The organism is Stieleria bergensis, assembly GCA_007745635.1.
GTDB lineage: Bacteria > Planctomycetota > Planctomycetia > Pirellulales > Pirellulaceae > Stieleria > Stieleria bergensis.
In genome coordinates, this window is the sequence record CP036272.1 from 4,585,997 (window position 1) to 4,601,437 (window position 15,441).

At 56.3% G+C, this 15,441-nt stretch carries 10 protein-coding genes; 3 read left to right on the plus strand and 7 right to left on the minus strand.

Going from position 1 to position 15,441, the window contains the following annotated elements:
* Window positions 1-236: 236 nt before the first annotated feature.
* The 6 genes from SV7mr_RS16260 to SV7mr_RS16285 all read right to left on the minus strand — a co-directional run bounded on the left by SV7mr_RS16260 (window position 237) and on the right by SV7mr_RS16285 (window position 8,480).
* A complete protein-coding gene (locus tag SV7mr_RS16260; RefSeq protein WP_145274408.1) occupies window positions 237-953 on the minus strand; it encodes an NfeD family protein in 717 nt (238 codons plus the stop codon).
* Between the two features lie 3 nt (window positions 954-956).
* A complete protein-coding gene (locus SV7mr_RS16265) occupies window positions 957-3,281 on the minus strand; it encodes an NfeD family protein (RefSeq protein ID WP_145274411.1) in 2,325 nt (774 codons plus the stop codon).
* A gap of 305 nt (window positions 3,282-3,586) precedes the next feature.
* Window positions 3,587-4,600, minus strand: a complete 1,014-nt coding sequence (locus tag SV7mr_RS16270; protein WP_419187476.1) for a ParB/RepB/Spo0J family partition protein — start codon at window positions 4,598-4,600, stop codon at window positions 3,587-3,589.
* The gene (locus SV7mr_RS16275) at window positions 4,593-5,339 is read right to left on the minus strand and encodes a ParA family protein (RefSeq protein WP_145274417.1); all 747 of its coding nucleotides are present in this window, start codon (window positions 5,337-5,339) and stop codon (window positions 4,593-4,595) included. Before SV7mr_RS16275 ends, SV7mr_RS16270 begins: the two co-directional genes overlap by 8 nt.
* A 489-nt stretch (window positions 5,340-5,828) precedes the next feature.
* A complete protein-coding gene (gene ahcY / locus SV7mr_RS16280) occupies window positions 5,829-7,175 on the minus strand; it encodes an adenosylhomocysteinase (protein ID WP_145274420.1) in 1,347 nt (448 codons plus the stop codon).
* 630 nt (window positions 7,176-7,805) lie between these two features.
* A complete protein-coding gene (locus SV7mr_RS16285) occupies window positions 7,806-8,480 on the minus strand; it encodes a phosphoribosylanthranilate isomerase (protein WP_145274423.1) in 675 nt (224 codons plus the stop codon).
* A 185-nt stretch (window positions 8,481-8,665) separates the two neighbouring features.
* Between SV7mr_RS16285 and SV7mr_RS16290 the strand changes: the two genes are divergently transcribed.
* The 3 genes from SV7mr_RS16290 to SV7mr_RS16300 all read left to right on the plus strand — a co-directional run bounded on the left by SV7mr_RS16290 (window position 8,666) and on the right by SV7mr_RS16300 (window position 12,453).
* Window positions 8,666-9,766: a hypothetical protein gene (locus tag SV7mr_RS16290; protein WP_145274426.1), complete on the plus strand. Its 1,101-nt coding sequence runs from the start codon at window positions 8,666-8,668 to the stop codon at window positions 9,764-9,766.
* A 111-nt stretch (window positions 9,767-9,877) separates the two neighbouring features.
* On the plus strand, window positions 9,878-11,515 hold the full coding sequence (locus SV7mr_RS16295) for an ExeA family protein (protein ID WP_419187477.1): 1,638 nt from the start codon (window positions 9,878-9,880) through the stop codon (window positions 11,513-11,515).
* Between the two features lie 116 nt (window positions 11,516-11,631).
* Window positions 11,632-12,453: a polyprenol monophosphomannose synthase gene (locus tag SV7mr_RS16300; RefSeq protein WP_145274432.1), complete on the plus strand. Its 822-nt coding sequence runs from the start codon at window positions 11,632-11,634 to the stop codon at window positions 12,451-12,453.
* Window positions 12,454-12,533: 80 nt separating this feature from the next.
* Here SV7mr_RS16300 and SV7mr_RS16305 read toward each other — a convergent pair whose 3' ends face one another.
* Complete coding sequence (locus SV7mr_RS16305) at window positions 12,534-14,219, minus strand: S41 family peptidase (protein WP_419187478.1); 1,686 nt, start codon at window positions 14,217-14,219, stop codon at window positions 12,534-12,536.
* Window positions 14,220-15,441 lie beyond the last annotated feature (1,222 nt).

Consider the following 15,441-nt stretch of genomic DNA (forward strand, 5'->3'; position numbering starts at 1 on the left):
ATCCAAATCCAGCTGACATTCAAATCCATCTGACAATGCCTGTCAGACCATGCTTACAGACACAATCACTCAATCCTGGGACCAGATGCTGAAACCAGACGTTCACACCAGCTGAATCAAACCTAGGGCAAAGTTCAGCGGCGCTCGGACCCGTTCTTCAGTCTCAGCTGCAGATTTCGCCAAATTCCGTTGGCATTTCGGACCGTGCTCATCCAGCAGGCCCAATCGCGGGCCGTTCAGGGCGCCTCTGGCTCGTCACGCAAGGAGTCAAAATCCAGCGACGCCAGCGTTTCCTCAATTCCGCCTCTGGATTTTGTCGGTTCCTGCCCAACCTCTCCGGAAGCAAGCACCTCTCCCGAAGCAGGCAATGAAGATCCGTTTGCGGGCTGGTCCTGATCGGCAACCGGGGCAATCGCAGCACTTTCCAGACCAGCCGCTGGATTGACGGCAACCTGATCGGCCTCCGTCAGCGGACGCACACTCAGTTTCCCAGCTTCGCAACGAACGACGATGACTTCCGTCCCGGCATCAATCACCATCCCAGAGGAATAAACATCCAGTTTCAGCGAGCCAATCCTCGCTCGCCCGCTGGGCAACAGGTCCGTTAACGCCACACCGGTCTGCCCGACCAAGTCCGTTCGCTTGTTGCCATCGGGCAATGTCGTCGGCACATCTTGCTGGTCCAGAGCCAGCTCGCTGTTTAACAGACGGCGACCATAGCTGCTATGCGGCCAAAGCTTGAACACCACGACCAATGTCGCAGGCACCGCAAAGCACATCACCAGCAACAACACCGAGGCGGCAGTCAGACTAACCGAAAACGCATAGACCAATGACGAGATCGCACAGATCAATCCGATCCCCACCAAAACACCCGCTGTCGGCAAGAAACATTCCAACGCCAAGAGCACCAGCGCCAACAGCATCAACAAGATCGCGTACAGTAAAGGCATCGATCAAGCTTCCACAACGACTTTAGCGCCATGGACTTCGACCACTTTGACCTGCGTCCCCTTTTCCACCATGCCGCCGTCACTGACCACTTGCACCAGTTGATCGCCAAACATCGCTTTGCCACTGGGCCGCAGCGCCGTGGTGGCGACCCCTTGTTGATGTAGCAAACTGGAATAGTCCACCAATTTCTCTGCTTCATCCATCGCGGCCAGATCGGGAGCTTCCATCACCAAATGCCTGAACATCGGCACGTGAGGAAACAGCTTTTGCATCAACAAGAAACCACCAATTAAGCCCACGAGCCCAATCAGCGAGCCCCACACACCGCGAGTGGCAACGCCCAATTGATAGTTGTTAGACGGCAGAATAAAGGTCTGCGTCATCAAGACAATTGCAGCAATGACCATCAGCAACCCGCCGATGCCAAAGATCCCAAATCCGGGCAAGACAAACAGCTCCATCGCCAAGCACCCCAGGCCTAACATCAACAGGACCAGCTCCAACCATTCCGCGGTGCCGGCCAGCATGTTCATCCAAAAGAACAGCCCAAAACAAACCAGGGCCATAAACCCTGGGACGCCAATTCCCGGTGCATTGAACTCTGCCGATAACGCCATGAACCCCATCACCAAAAGCAGGGTCATCAAGCTCCGACTGCGCCCCAGACGTTCAACAAAGCGAATCAATTTGCGTTCGCTAACCAGCGGCGGAGTCGCCTCAAAACCAGCGTTAATCGAAGCCTGCTCCAACGAATCGCTCTCCCCGTCCACCAAGCCTAGATCCAAAGCGGTCGGCAAGTCCACTCCCTGGGAAAGATCAACACGCTGCCCTTTGGTCCAACGTTGACGTTCGAGTTCTGGATCGGCGGCTGGATCAAACAGTTCGCTCTCGGTGCTATAAACAATCTGTCCCGTTTTCTTGTTGGTGAACGAAAACACTTCCAAGCTAGGGCACAGCAAAGCCTTGACTAACCCCAGCGACCGCCCGGTCTGTCGAGCAATGGATTCGAGCCGTTCCTTCTGCATTTCAATCTGCTCGGGCTCAATCGTTGACGCTCCCTGACCACCTAGAATGGCCTGAGGATTCATCAGCAACGGCTTACACGACAGGGCGACCAGCGCTGCATCTGCCCGCGCCTCGTTTTCCAAGTAACCGGCGACACGAAGAATCGGAGGGTTCAATTGGCTGAATGATTCCGCTAACCCCACACTGGAATCAAAACTGCCTCCATCACTGTCAATGCGAATCATCCATGCATTGGTTGTGGGCTCCGCTAGCGAGGCGTTTAAATTGCTCTGCCAACGATCGGCACGATTACTGGCAATCGATCCGGTGATTTCGCACAAAACCCCCTGGGCAGTCTCTAAGGCAGCACCGCCCTGCAGCGGGAACAGTTTGGCCAGATCCAAAAATTCAGCCAGTTCGTTCTGCGACTGCACCATGGCAGCAGCGATGCGTGCTTCGACCAGCTGATTGGCTGACATCACCAGCGGCTGGCCCGCACTGCTCCACTGGTTTTCGTTGACGGCCTGGCCTGTTTCACGCAGTTTCACAAGACTTTCGCCACTGGCAAAAACGGTCGTCCCGCCAATCGTGGTCACCCGGACCAACTCGCGATCCGGTTCAAGCAAGCATTCGACCACCTGTGCAGGGAACAGGCCCCGTTTGGCAGCCAGCCCTGAATAGTTCACTTGGATGATTTCGTCGCCCCGTTCGGCCTCACTTAGGAAACCTTCCAGCACTGCCCCCGGGCCGACCAACAAGGTGTCGGTGGTCAAAATTGGCAACACCGCGTGCCCTTTAACCTGGCCGTCGAGCCAAACAATCGTGCGCAGTGTCCGAGTGTCCGCCCCGGTCAGCGCCCGAGAAAGTTTCAGAGCCACCTCGAACGGAGTGGTCTCGCCGGTCGAGCGCTGTTTTTGAAAATGCAGCACGACCGGCTTGCGCCCCGCCGCGCCAGATGTCGCAGCGGCCGCTACCTTCAAGGCTGCGATCAATTCATCAACCGATTGCGAGGTGAGCGGCAGCGTGATCTCGGTCAGATAGCCACGTTTTCCGACTTCAGCGGGAACTTGCTGGACTGCGTCGGACTCGGATTCATCGGTTTTACCGCTGCCCTGCCCTGCCGGAGAAGCAGTGGGCATTTCAGCTGGCCCGGTTTCAGCAGACTGGGGCAACATGGCAAACGCGTCTCTGCCCGCGAAATCACCGGGGAATCGATCACCGGCGATACACTGCGTCCCGGCCAAAATCGCTAGCAGGGCAGCGGCCAACGCCGCCCAAAAGCTCAGCGCGGGAGCTCTGGAGGATCGTGCAACGCATACCATCTGAAATTCCCCGACAAATGAAGTCCATACCTATTGCAGTATAGGGCACGAACACCCAGCAACGAGGCGATCGGATCGCTGGGCGGCCGTTGTTTTCCGCGAAAATCCTCGACTCAATCACCCCACCAACTGCCCAGGGCAGGCCTGGGCTGGCCGGCCGGCTTCGGTTCCGGCAAACACTGGGATTGCCGCAACAGCCTGTGGACTAAAAAAAAACGCCGCACCCAAGGGCACGGCGTCTGAATGGTCTCTAAGGTCGGAATGACACAGGAGGACGTGTTTTGCTAGCAAAGACAAACTACCTGCTAACCGGCGATCTTTAACTGAGGTGGCTGCTGAGGGTTGAGCATCGCGAGAATGCGTTCAAAGTCCTGATTGTCCGAAAAATGGATCGTCAGCTTGCCTCGGCCTCGGGTGTTGGCTTTGATCTCGACTTTCGAGCCAAAGACCATCCGCAGGTCTTGCTGCAAGGCCTCGATCTGAGGCCGATTGTCTTTTCGTTTTTGTCGCGTGCGGTTGGTGACCTTAAGGCCGGTCTCGGAGTCAGCTTCGCTCTTGAGCATGCTAGCGACCAGGTTCTCCGTGGCTCGCACACTGATCCGTTCGGCCATGATTCTGTTGGCCGTATGGATCTGAATGTCTTCTTCTCCGATTGGCAACAGCGCTCGAGCGTGACCGGCGGTGATTCTGCCGGCCTGCAACAGATCGAGAATCGATTCAGGCAATTCCAATAGCCGCATCAAGTTAGCGATGGTGCTGCGATCGATGGAAAGTCGTTTCGCCAGATCGTCTTGGCGGCAATGGTGTTCGTCGATGTAGCGTTTGAAGGAGAGCGCTTTTTCGATTGGATTGAGATCTTTTCGCTGCAAGTTCTCGATGATCGCCAGCTCGGCGACCAGGCGGTCGTCGGCCTGACGAACCTCAGCTCGAATCTCTTTTAGGCCCGCGTGCATGGTGGCACGCAACCGTCGCTCGCCGCTGATCAGTTGATATTTGCCATCAACGATGCGGACCAGAATCGGCTGCAGTTGCTGGTGGCTCTTGATGCTTTCGGCCAGCGAGGCGATTTCGTCCGAATTGAATTCACGTCGCGGCTGGAAGGGGTTGGTCTCGACCTGATCGACTTCCAACAGAATGGTCTGTGGACCGTTCTGGGAATTCCCATCACTGCCTGAGCTCGGCTGATTTTGGCTGGTTTGATTCTCACCGAAACCTGCTGACATCCCGATAGGTGCGTCTTCGGGCATCGGTTCGCCCAACAGTGCTGCCAGCCCCTTTCCGAGGCGTCGGTCTTTGGATGCGGCCGTTGATTTAGTCACGCTGCAGTACCTCCATGCACAACTGCGTATATGCAAATGCGCCTCGTGATCGAGGGGCATATTGAAATACATTCTGGCCGTGGCTGGGTGCTTCGCTAAGTGCGACGTCCCTGGGCACGACCGAGTCAAATACGATGTCTCCGAAAAATTCACGCACCTCTTGGTCGACTTCCTGAGTCAGTTCCAGCGACGGATCGTACATGGTCAGTAGGATTCCGCCGAAGGTCAGTCGGCCGTCGGTTGAGAGCATGACGCTGCGTATGATCTTGATCAGCTGAGTCAGGCCTTCCATGGCAAAATACTCGCACTGAATCGGCATCAGAACCTCCGTACTGGCGGACAGAGCCGATTGAGTGAGTTCACCAACGCTGGGTGGGCAATCGATGATCACGAAATCATACTGGTCCAGCACGCTATCAAGATGCTTGCGTACGCGATGAACCTGGTCTTCGTCGCCTGAGTCGAGCCGATCCACATCCTGAAAGGTTCGGCTGCCCGGGACGATCGCCAAACCGGCTTGGCTGGTTTCCTGAATCGATTCGCTGAGCACTTGATCGGCGACTAAGGCATGCCCATTACTGGGAGTGATGCCTAGTGAACCTGTTGCGTTGCACTGCGGATCCATGTCCACCAAAAGACAACTCTGCTGAGCCATGGAGAGCGCCGAAGCCAGATTGACAGCAGTGGTCGTCTTGCCCACTCCGCCTTTCTGATTCACAACGCAAAGGATTCGTCCCACGGTTCAACTGTCTGTCTGGTGTCATCGAGATGTCGATCAAGCCACTCCCACGAGCGAGTTTTGATAAACACTGCGGTTCTGGAAACCTAAACCGGTTTCGCGGGAAACTAGGCGAAAACGGACTGGTGAAACAAGATCGGTTTCACAAGAAACTGGGTAAGACAGAGTCCATTGGCCCTCGGAACATGATCGCCAGGCTGAGGATTCCACGCGATTCCCGGTCGCTTGCCGCCACTCACCGGACATTGCAACCGCTGCTCGATAGCTGCAAAAAACACTTCGATTGTTTTTGCCCGGCACTGGGAACCTGACCCCGGCACTGGGAACCTGACCCCGGCACTGGGAACTTCAAGTGTCGTGTCAGCTGAATGCCAAACGCCCGCAACACGCCTTTGGCAGCCCAGAGACCAACACAGCGCATGAAAAAACGGCACGCTGGAGAACCAACGTGCCGTTAAGCTTTGAGTGCTGCGGCTTGGCCGCTACCGATTAATAACGGTAGTGCTCAGGCTTGTAAGGACCTTCGACTGGAACGCCCAAGTAATCGGCTTGGTCCTGAGTCAAAACAGTCAGCTTGACGCCCAATTGATCCAGGTGCAGACGAGCGACCTCTTCGTCCAGCCTCTTTGGCAGCATGTACACCTGAGTCTGGTAGGTGTCGTTTTCGCGGTTGGTCCACAGTTCTAGCTGAGCCAGTGTTTGGTTGGTGAACGAGGTGCTCATCACGAAGCTAGGGTGCCCGGTGGCACAGCCCAGGTTCACCAAACGTCCCTTGGCCAAGATCAGGACGCTGCGACCAGAGTCGGCGAATGTGTAACGATCGACCGCACCGATCTCCGCAGGTTTGATTTCATCCTTGGTCGCGCGGCCAGCGTCGACTTCGGCTTCCAACCAGGCGACATCGATTTCGGTGTCGAAGTGGCCGATGTTGCAAAGGATCGCATCCTCAGGCATTTGCTTCATGTGCTCGCCCAAGATGATGTCCTTGTTACCGGTGGTGGTAACGAACAGACGCCCTTCTTTGCTGGCGGCTTCCATATTGGTGACTTCGAAACCTTCCATCGCCGCTTGCAGTGCATTGATGGGGTCGATTTCGGTGACCAACACGCGGCAGCCATAACGCTGCAAACTGTGAGCACAACCTTTGCCGACATCGCCGTAGCCACAGACGACAGCGACTTTACCAGCCAACATCACGTCGGTGGCTCGCTTGACACCGTCAGCCAATGACTCGCGGCAGCCGTACAAGTTGTCGAACTTGCTCTTGGTCGCACTGTCATTGACATTGATCGCTGGCACTTGCAATTTGCCGCTGCGATTGAGAACTTCCAAGCGGTGGATCCCAGCGGTGGTCTCTTCGCTGATACCGTGGATGTCATCGAGCAACTCTGGGAAGCGATCGTGAACCATCGCGGTCAAGTCGCCGCCATCGTCCAAAATCATGTTCAGCTTCTGGCCCGAAGGGAACGTCAAGGTTTGCTCGATGCACCAGTCGAACTCTTCGTCGGTCATTCCCTTCCAAGCGTAAACGGGAATGCCAGCCGCGGCGATGGCCGCTGCGGCGTGATCTTGAGTGCTGAAAATGTTGCAGCTACTCCAGGTCACATCTGCGCCCAATGCAACCAGTGTTTCAATCAACACAGCGGTTTGAATGGTCATGTGCAAACAGCCAGCGATGCGAGCACCTGCCAACGGTTTGGACTCTCCATACTTGCGACGCAATGCCATCAAACCCGGCATTTCGGTTTCAGCAAGATTGATCTCTTTGCGACCATACTCGGCCAACGTAATGTCTTTGACCTTATACGGCAGTTGTTGTGTTTCTACTTGCGACACGGATAAACTCCTGATTCTAAAACGGCATCTTGGATGCCAATTGAGGGGTAACGAACCGATCGCAGGGACTCCCGCTGGCACGCGCATTCCCCGAACGCGTATTAACCAATTTTCAGTCGATGGTCCATTCGGGAGTCTGCACATCGCAGAACTCCATCTGGCCACCTCTATTCTCTCCCGCAAACGAGCGAAAGAAACCACAGGTTCGGTCTAAGCAATCGTCCAGTTTGGAAAGCCTCGTGACGGGAGAACAAAAGCATGGATGCTCTGCTCGCCTGCCTCGCGTTCCACTGTGACTTGGGCGAAGACCGCTTTTTCACCGACATCCAATCGGCCCGGTCGGGCTTCTCGGCCACCTGCCAAGAACAATTTCACCGACGGCGGAAACCATAGTTTAGCCTGCCCGACCGATTCGGTCACCGGGGGCCAACAATCTACGGGGAAGCCTCCACCAATCCGCGCCGCGGCCCCACTGCAATGGGGCAATCCGCACCAATGCGAAAACCCCAACACGGTTGCCAAGCCAGCACAGCACGGTTGCCAAGCGTTACTGCACCACAGAGAGCAGGTCTGTGGCGGACCGATTCGAAAAAGATTGCCAGCGCCCAAATCGCGACCGGCGTGCCGGCATCACGACTGGCTCGCCCAGGCCGCCAGAGCGCTGCGACAGAATTGCTGGACCCGCTCCTCGCTTTTCACTCCCCGAGGGCATTCAACACCGCTCGCCGTGTCGATCGAGGTGGCACCGCTGGCGCGGATCGCGGCCGCGATGTTCTCCGGCTTCAGGCCACCGGCCAGCGTCCAATCACTGCACCCGTCACTCTCCTGCCAAGCCGCCAATGACTGCCAGTGCAATGTTTTGCCACTGCCACCATGTGCAGCACCAGCATCCGCGTCGAACAACAGATGACAGCCCGCATCCAGCCAGGGTGACACAAGGTCGTTGATGGCTTGGGCGCCGATCTCTCCCAGCGGCAACTTGATCGCGCGAACCACTCGGCATCCGCTGGCGGTCAACTGCTGAGCCACATCGACGGATTCGTCACCGTGCAGCTGAATCACATCCAGCCCAACCGCCTCGGCAACTTCTTGACACTGCACGGCCGATCGATTGACGAACACGCCCACTCGCAGCAACCCGAATTCGTTGGCAAGCTGACAGAGCTCTGCCGTGCTCTCATCTTTCGGATCAACATAGCGAACGCTCTTGGGAAAGAAGTTCAGCCCGATGGCGTCGCCGCCAGCCTGGGACACCCACTGAACATCACAGTTATGCCGGACGCCACAGATTTTGACTTGAAACACTCACCTACTCCGATAATCGCACCAATTGGCTTCACCGTCACAAACAGACTGATCGCCGACGGGGTTCCTGCCGATCAAGCGATGATGTGGCAAAGTGCGCCGTCTGGCAAGCCTACTTTGCCAGATCCGCTGCGGCGCTGCACTCTCGCTCGCTGCAACTCGACTCACTTCACCCGAGCTTACGAATGAACAGTAAAGCCTTCCAACTGGCAACTGACCTCACTCTGGCTTTTGTGTCAACCTTCGTCATCATCATCGCTGCTTGGCCGGCGACCGTTACTGTCCAAGAGGTGCAGTGTCGAACAGGTGATGAAGCCTGGACATCGTACTGCTTGGCGATCGATGATCCCGACCTCAAGAGGCTGCGCCAGGTCGCCCAGCAAACAGCTCGCCAGCAAGCGGCCGATCCCGAGACCACGGTGCTGGCAAGTTGGAGAAAGCAGTTGGCGGACCACTACGCTAACTTGGACCAATCTCGTTTGGAACTGCAGCAACAGCTGACGGAAAACAAAGTTGCCCTGCTGCGTCCAGAGCCCAGCCAGCACCTGTTCACTCTTAGCGACAGCGGCATTGCACCCGGCGGCGTGACCAGCAAGTCGGTCGCTGCCGATCGTGCAGCCGCATTCAGTAAAGCGGCCTTCCGATTACCCACCGCGGACCAACTGACAATTGACAAGCGTGCCGCGCCCGTCAATCCAGTTCATCGCAGCCCAGTTCATCACAGCGCCGCCCAAGACCAAGCAGCACCGAACCAAGTCGCGCTCGGCAACACCGCTGACACGTCACAGAACTTTGCTGTCCCCAATGTCGCTGCACCCAGTGTCACCGTTCCCAATGTTGCTGTCCCCAGTGCCGGCCTGAACTCAGACACCTCGCAAGACACGGCCTCGGGGGCCAGCGATTCATTCGTCCAACTGCCACCCGCTCCGGCACCTGTGCAAGTCGTGGAAACCCAGACGGCGTCGGCACCGCGATCTGCGGGAGCGGCTTACTGGCAGAGCGTTGCCAAAGCGGCTAGCAATCCACTGGCAATCGGTGGTGTCTCTGGCCGGCTGGACGTCCGCTTCTTAAAGCCACGCAAACAGTCCTGGTCACCGCTGGCATTTCAAGTTGCCCTGCTGTTGGGACTTGTGGTGGCGGTTGGGTTTAAAGCATGGAGCATCAAGTCTCCGCGCATCGCCGGCCAGCCCTTCTTTGCACAACCACAACAAGTCATCGGGCGTTGGGCCACGCTGACCGTGCTGGCTGCGATCGGCTTCGTGGTATCCACCACACTCTTGGGTTAAGTCCGAAATCCGATTCAGGTTACTGGCAGGTTATGCCGATTATTCGGATTGTGGGACCAGATGCCGTTGGGGTCGCCACCCTTGCCACCACCTTTACTCGGGCAGAAACCGATGAATTCTTGCGATCAAGACTTTTCGCTCCCTCCATTTCCCTGTTTCCCAACCGCCAGTCGATTTGTTGCCGTTGGCTCCGTTGCCGATGCCTTCGCCCGCGTTCAGCGCAGCATTCAAGCCTTTGAACCTTTCTCAACCGTGATTGGCCCTCCGGGAACTGGCAAGTCACTGCTCTGCGAACTGGTGGCTGAACACTTCACCCCGCAAATGAATGTGATCTCGCTGGGCGACACCTCGCTGGCGACCACCGACGCATTCTTGCAGCGCATCCTGCACGCGTTCAACGCTCACCAGTCGATCGACGAAACGATGCACTTGGAACTCCAAGTCCACGATGCCCTGGTCGGTCGCAACGCCAATGGAAAACCCAACCTGCTGATCATCGATGAGGCAGACGACCTAAGCGTCCAGACTCTTGAAGCGATTCGCCGCCTGTCCAACCTACGACGTGCTGGACACCCCATGTTGTCCGCCTTACTGGCCGGCGGACATCGGCTAGAAGAAACGTTGATCGAACCTGCCCTCGAAGGCTTCGTCCAACGGATCGGCGCACGATGCTACTTGCATCCTTTAGAAGCCCAGGAAGTTCGACAGTACATCTACCAGTCGATCAGCAACTGCCATGCATCGCCCGAAGAGACGATCAGCGAAAAAGCAGTTCATGCCGTCACGCATGCGACCGGCGGCATCGCTCGCTTGATCAATCAACTGATGACCGAGGCGATCGACTGTGCCGCGGAAGAGGAACTGACAAAGATCTCCCATCAGGTCGTAGAAAAAGCTTGGTCACGCCTGCAGCAATTGCCTGGCCCCATTATTGACGAACCCGAAATGTCCTCACCGGTGACCAACATCGAGTTTGGCACCGACCTGGACAATTTGGAACACTCGGCCTCCGACGAAACCGACATGGCCCCAGTCTTTGACAACCCCGAATCCACTTGGATGCCACCGGCGCCGATCGAGGAAACAGAGACTCAGGAATCGGCTGTTCTGGAAACACCGCCAGTAAAAGCCATTGACCCTGCCGAACTGTTCGGCCGCTTTGAAATCGAAGAAGCGATCGAAGTCAGCCACGTCGCGACCAGCCAGACCAAACTCACACCTGAGACCGCCCCTCAACAATCCGAACCCGAGCAATCGGAACCCGAGCAATACGTTGAAGAAGCGGAAGAATGGGAAACTGAGTTTGGCACGCTGGCTTCGGCAGAGACCACGGAAACATCCGCCGGCTCAATCGACACCCTAACCAACGAACCGATGCTGGCGATGGCCCACGACATCGAAGCGTCCCCCGTCCAGGAAGACGCTGTCGCTCAGGAAACCGTGCCAGCGCGGGAAACAGCAACCCGCCAGGACACAGTGGTTTGGATGGACGAATCCCATCCCATCAGTGCTCCGGCGTTTCCGACCAGCAAGCCCAACCTAGAAACGGAGTCCTCAGAAGCCAGCAGCCCCAAGTTGGAGGTCGTTCGGGCCGACGACACGGACCTGCTGTGGGTGACAGAAAGTGTTGAAGTTGAACAGCGCACTCCGGCTGGATCGGTCCAGGACAGCACGCCGGACGACCAACAAAACGCGATCGAGAAACTGCAATTCGACCATCGTGAAATCCTGCAGCGAATGCGTGGCTAAGCCGCGAGTCGGCAACAAAATTCCGACCGGCGAACCTGCCGGTCAGCCGCCAGACATTGCGTCCACCGGTCAGCTGACTTACCCTTGAGGTCTCGAACCTTAACGATCAGCTGACAATGGCTTCATCTTCGCAAAGCAAATCCCATCCCGCGGCAGCCTCTGATCCGGAACCGTTGTCCCAAACGTCCGGAAATTCTCTGCCCGCCTCACCACGTGTCCTGGTGGCGATTTGCACCTACCAAGAAGCAGAGAATATCGAAGCCATCTTGGCAGCTCTCCGCGACGCACTGCCGCATGCAGATCTCTTGGTGGTAGACGACTCCTCCCCCGACGGCACCTCCGATTTGGTCCGTCAGCGACAAGCGGAAGATTCGAAACTGCTACTAAATCAGCGCACCGATGAACGGGGCTTGGGTTCTGCCATCGTCTCTGCCATGCAGCACGCCACCGAACAGGGCTACGAATTTTTTATCAACCTGGACGCTGACTTCAGCCACGATCCACAGGCACTGCCGGCGATGTTAACCTTGGCGGTCGAAGACCCACAGATCGATGTGGCCATCGGATCACGCTATGTCAAAGGCGGCAACATTATTGGCTGGCCGTTGCGACGGCGCGTGATCAGCAAGTTGCTCAACACCTTTGCCACCACTTGCCTGGGCCTTCCCGTTTCCGACTGCAGCGGTTCAATGCGTTGCTACCGCGTCAGTCGCTTGCAGCAGATTTCTCTTGCGACCCTTCAGTGCACCGGATACGCGGTTCTGGAAGAATTACTCGTCCGCATCCAGCGCAGCGGCGGAAAAATGGCAGAACTGCCAATCACCTTCACCGAGCGAGAACTGGGACAGAGCAAGCTGTCCCTGGGCGAAGCGATTCGATCGGTCAAGTTTCTCTTGAAGCTCGCCTGGCAACTTCGGATTCGCCGCCAGGAAGTGTAATCGTCCGGCAAAGCGCTGCGTCTCTCGCAGGCTCAGGCGGCCGACCGCAAACTGGCGACACTCCAGCGGCCAAGCATGACTTAGCGTGGTTGGCCGGCCACTCGATGCTGTTGCAATTGAGCCAATGCCGATTGCAGCACCTCATCGCGTTGATCACTGACGATCTGCCCCTCAGCATCTGGCCGAGCGGCGATGTACTTGGATTCGACGGTCACGTGTGGGTTGACGCCGTTGTAACTGATGGCCGTTCCATTGGGTGAATAGAACTTGGCGGTCGTCACGCACAGACCAAACTTTGCAGACTGCATGCGAAAGATCCCCTGCACACTGCCCTTGCCGTAACTGCGTTTTCCGACCAGCACACCGCGTTGACTATCGTGAATCGCACCGGCAAAAATTTCGCTGGCACTCGCGCTGTTATCATCAATCAGTACCGCCAAGGGACCATTCCAGGTGTTGGTGCGGTGAGCGACGTAATCGAAGTTTTCGCGAACGTTGCGACCAAGTGTCGTGACAATCTTACCCTGTCCCAGAAACCGATCTGCAACATCTACCGCGGCCGTTAATAGACCACCGGGATTGCCGCGAACGTCCAAAATCAGACTCTGCATGCCCTTCTGATGCAAGGCCCATAAAGCCTGTTCAATCTCTCGTTTGGTCGTCTTTTGAAAGTTGGTCAGTCGCAGATAACCCACACCATGTTCCTGATCAACGATGTGAACATTTTCAACACATGGCACGTCAACTCGGCGACGCTGAATGGTCATGTCCCGTTTACTGCCGTCCACCGAAAGCAAGCAAATCGAGACATTGGAGTGCTCGGGACCTCGCAGCAGGTCGGCGGCAACCGACGGGTCAGTCGTTCCGGTTTCAGCGTGATCCACTCGGACAATCCGTTCACCTGCCTTCAACCCCGCTTGGTCAGCGGGACCACCGGGGATCACTGACAGAATCTTCAAGGAATCCGTGTCGGCTTCGAGTTCAACGCCCAAACCGACAAAGTTCCCTTCGATGTTGGAAAACATGTCATCCAACTGATCGCCGGACAACAGACGTGTGTATTGATCCAATGTGCACATTGCTCCACCCACGTACTCCAGCACGACAGCGGTTGGATTGAGCGACAATTCTTGCTGGGCAAGGGAAGCGACCATGGAAACCGTTTGCCGCAGTTCAGCGCGAGACGTAGTGGGCCGGTTCACAATGCGTTGATGAATGGTCTGCTGGAACTGTTGAATGCGTTCACGCGACTGCTCAGCCAAATTCTGGTTGACGAAACCGGCTTCTTCTAAAGCGATTTCCAGCGAAGCTGTTCCGTGCAGTAAGACTCGAGCGAGATCCAATCGGTCAACGTAGTGCGTTTCCAGATTGACCAAAACCTCTGAATACAAGTCCAGTGCTTCGGAGGCGTTGTTGGTGCGAATTGATTGAACAAAGCTGCTGTCTTTGTAACGACGAATGATGTCACCGTGCAGCTTGCAGATGATCAAACGCTGGGCCACCTGCTGCGACTCGGGAAACTCACGACTGGCTTTTTCATACCAGCGAGCCGCCTGCCCCCAATTCGACTGAGTCTCAAGTTCGGCTCCACGCTGCAAGACGCTTTGCAGCGTCCGCTGACCCTCGACACCATTGGCGCCACCGTTGGCGACAGCTGTTTGCGGAGAGGTTGTGGGAGTGGTATGCGACGGAGCGGCCGGTTGATCAGCGTGCACCCACTGGGCAGCTGCCAAGCTGATGCAAACCAAACTCAGCTGCAACAGCACGCTGACCGCTGCCTTACGAATGCCCCGGTGATGACCAACTGCGCACAATCTAGATCGACGTATCGGATTTGCCATGCTGTGTGGATCTCTTTTGGGTGTCGTTGGAGGGAGGGTTGGCAGGTCAGGCGAGATTTCAGAACTGCAAAGTCGCTGTGAAGATGACTTCACCAATGACGCTGACGTACGGCCGCGAAGGGACACCCAAAATCCGAGGCCTCGCGAGTATAGATCACAGAAAAAGCCCGGTCAAAAATCGTTTGTTTGAGCATTCCGCGTCAGCCTTTTGATCGCTACCAATTAACACCTTGTCATCTGTTTACAGCGATTGCTCGGATTGGACACGCAAAAAGTCACAACGTTTTTTTGGCGCCAAAGCCCGCTTTCCGATTGGCTGAAAGCAGACACGTTCGGCCAATGCAATCTGGATGCGCCATCCCTGGGCAAGACACGACGTCTTTGTCGTGGTTGTAAGAATCATTCTCGTAACCGCTCGATCACGGTCTGATCACGGCCTGCCTGCCGCTCAGAGACTCCGTTGCCAAACAGCCAACGCGATGCCGTGGCATTAACGATGACTGCCAGACACCCCGACGCGAAGAACCAACGCAACTGACCAAGTTGATGCTGATGGTCCAGCGTGATGGAGCTGACAAACAGGACGCATCAGCCAACGGTTCGTCAGGAGCATCAAATGTTGTTGCCAACAAACATCATCAGGTGCAGCAATGGAGTCTCCATCACAATAACTGTGTCAGACGCCACTGGCCAATCCGAATGTCCCTTCCAAGCGACTCCCGCAAAGCGTTGATTGACAATAGAACCCAATAAAACCGCAATTTCCCTGCGATTCAAAGAGTTTCATCGCTGCCACTCAACCTCGCTCTAATCGTTGGACACCAAGGCAATCGCGTTTGCCAAAGAACCCTTCAGCACACCGCGATGTGCATAACAAGACTGATAGGGGTGGCCGCTACAACCGGACTGCTTTGGGCAATTCCCAAGGTTTTGTCCACCGCTTTTGAAAACGTAAACAATAGAAAGTCCGATAGCTGCTTATGTCACGCAACCGACCCAATTTAACGGACTGGGAATTGCGAGACCTTGGTCGCAGGACTCGACCATGACAGAAGGGTTCAATGCTGAGCCCTACCCGCCCATATCACCCCGCTTCAATTGCGAATGGATTCCAGCGGACGACACAGCCAACTGAGTCTCTCGGCAC

Excerpts from the sequence above, each read along its gene's own strand:
- SV7mr_RS16295 (WP_419187477.1), top strand. The coding sequence starts at position 9,878 with ATGAATTCTTGCGATCAAGACTTTTCGCTCCCTCCATTTCCCTGTTTC.
- SV7mr_RS16260 (WP_145274408.1), bottom strand. The coding sequence starts at position 953 with ATGCCTTTACTGTACGCGATCTTGTTGATGCTGTTGGCGCTGGTGCTC.
- SV7mr_RS16300 (WP_145274432.1), top strand. The coding sequence starts at position 11,632 with ATGGCTTCATCTTCGCAAAGCAAATCCCATCCCGCGGCAGCCTCTGAT.
- SV7mr_RS16265 (WP_145274411.1), bottom strand. The coding sequence starts at position 3,281 with ATGGTATGCGTTGCACGATCCTCCAGAGCTCCCGCGCTGAGCTTTTGG.
- SV7mr_RS16290 (WP_145274426.1), top strand. The coding sequence starts at position 8,666 with ATGAACAGTAAAGCCTTCCAACTGGCAACTGACCTCACTCTGGCTTTT.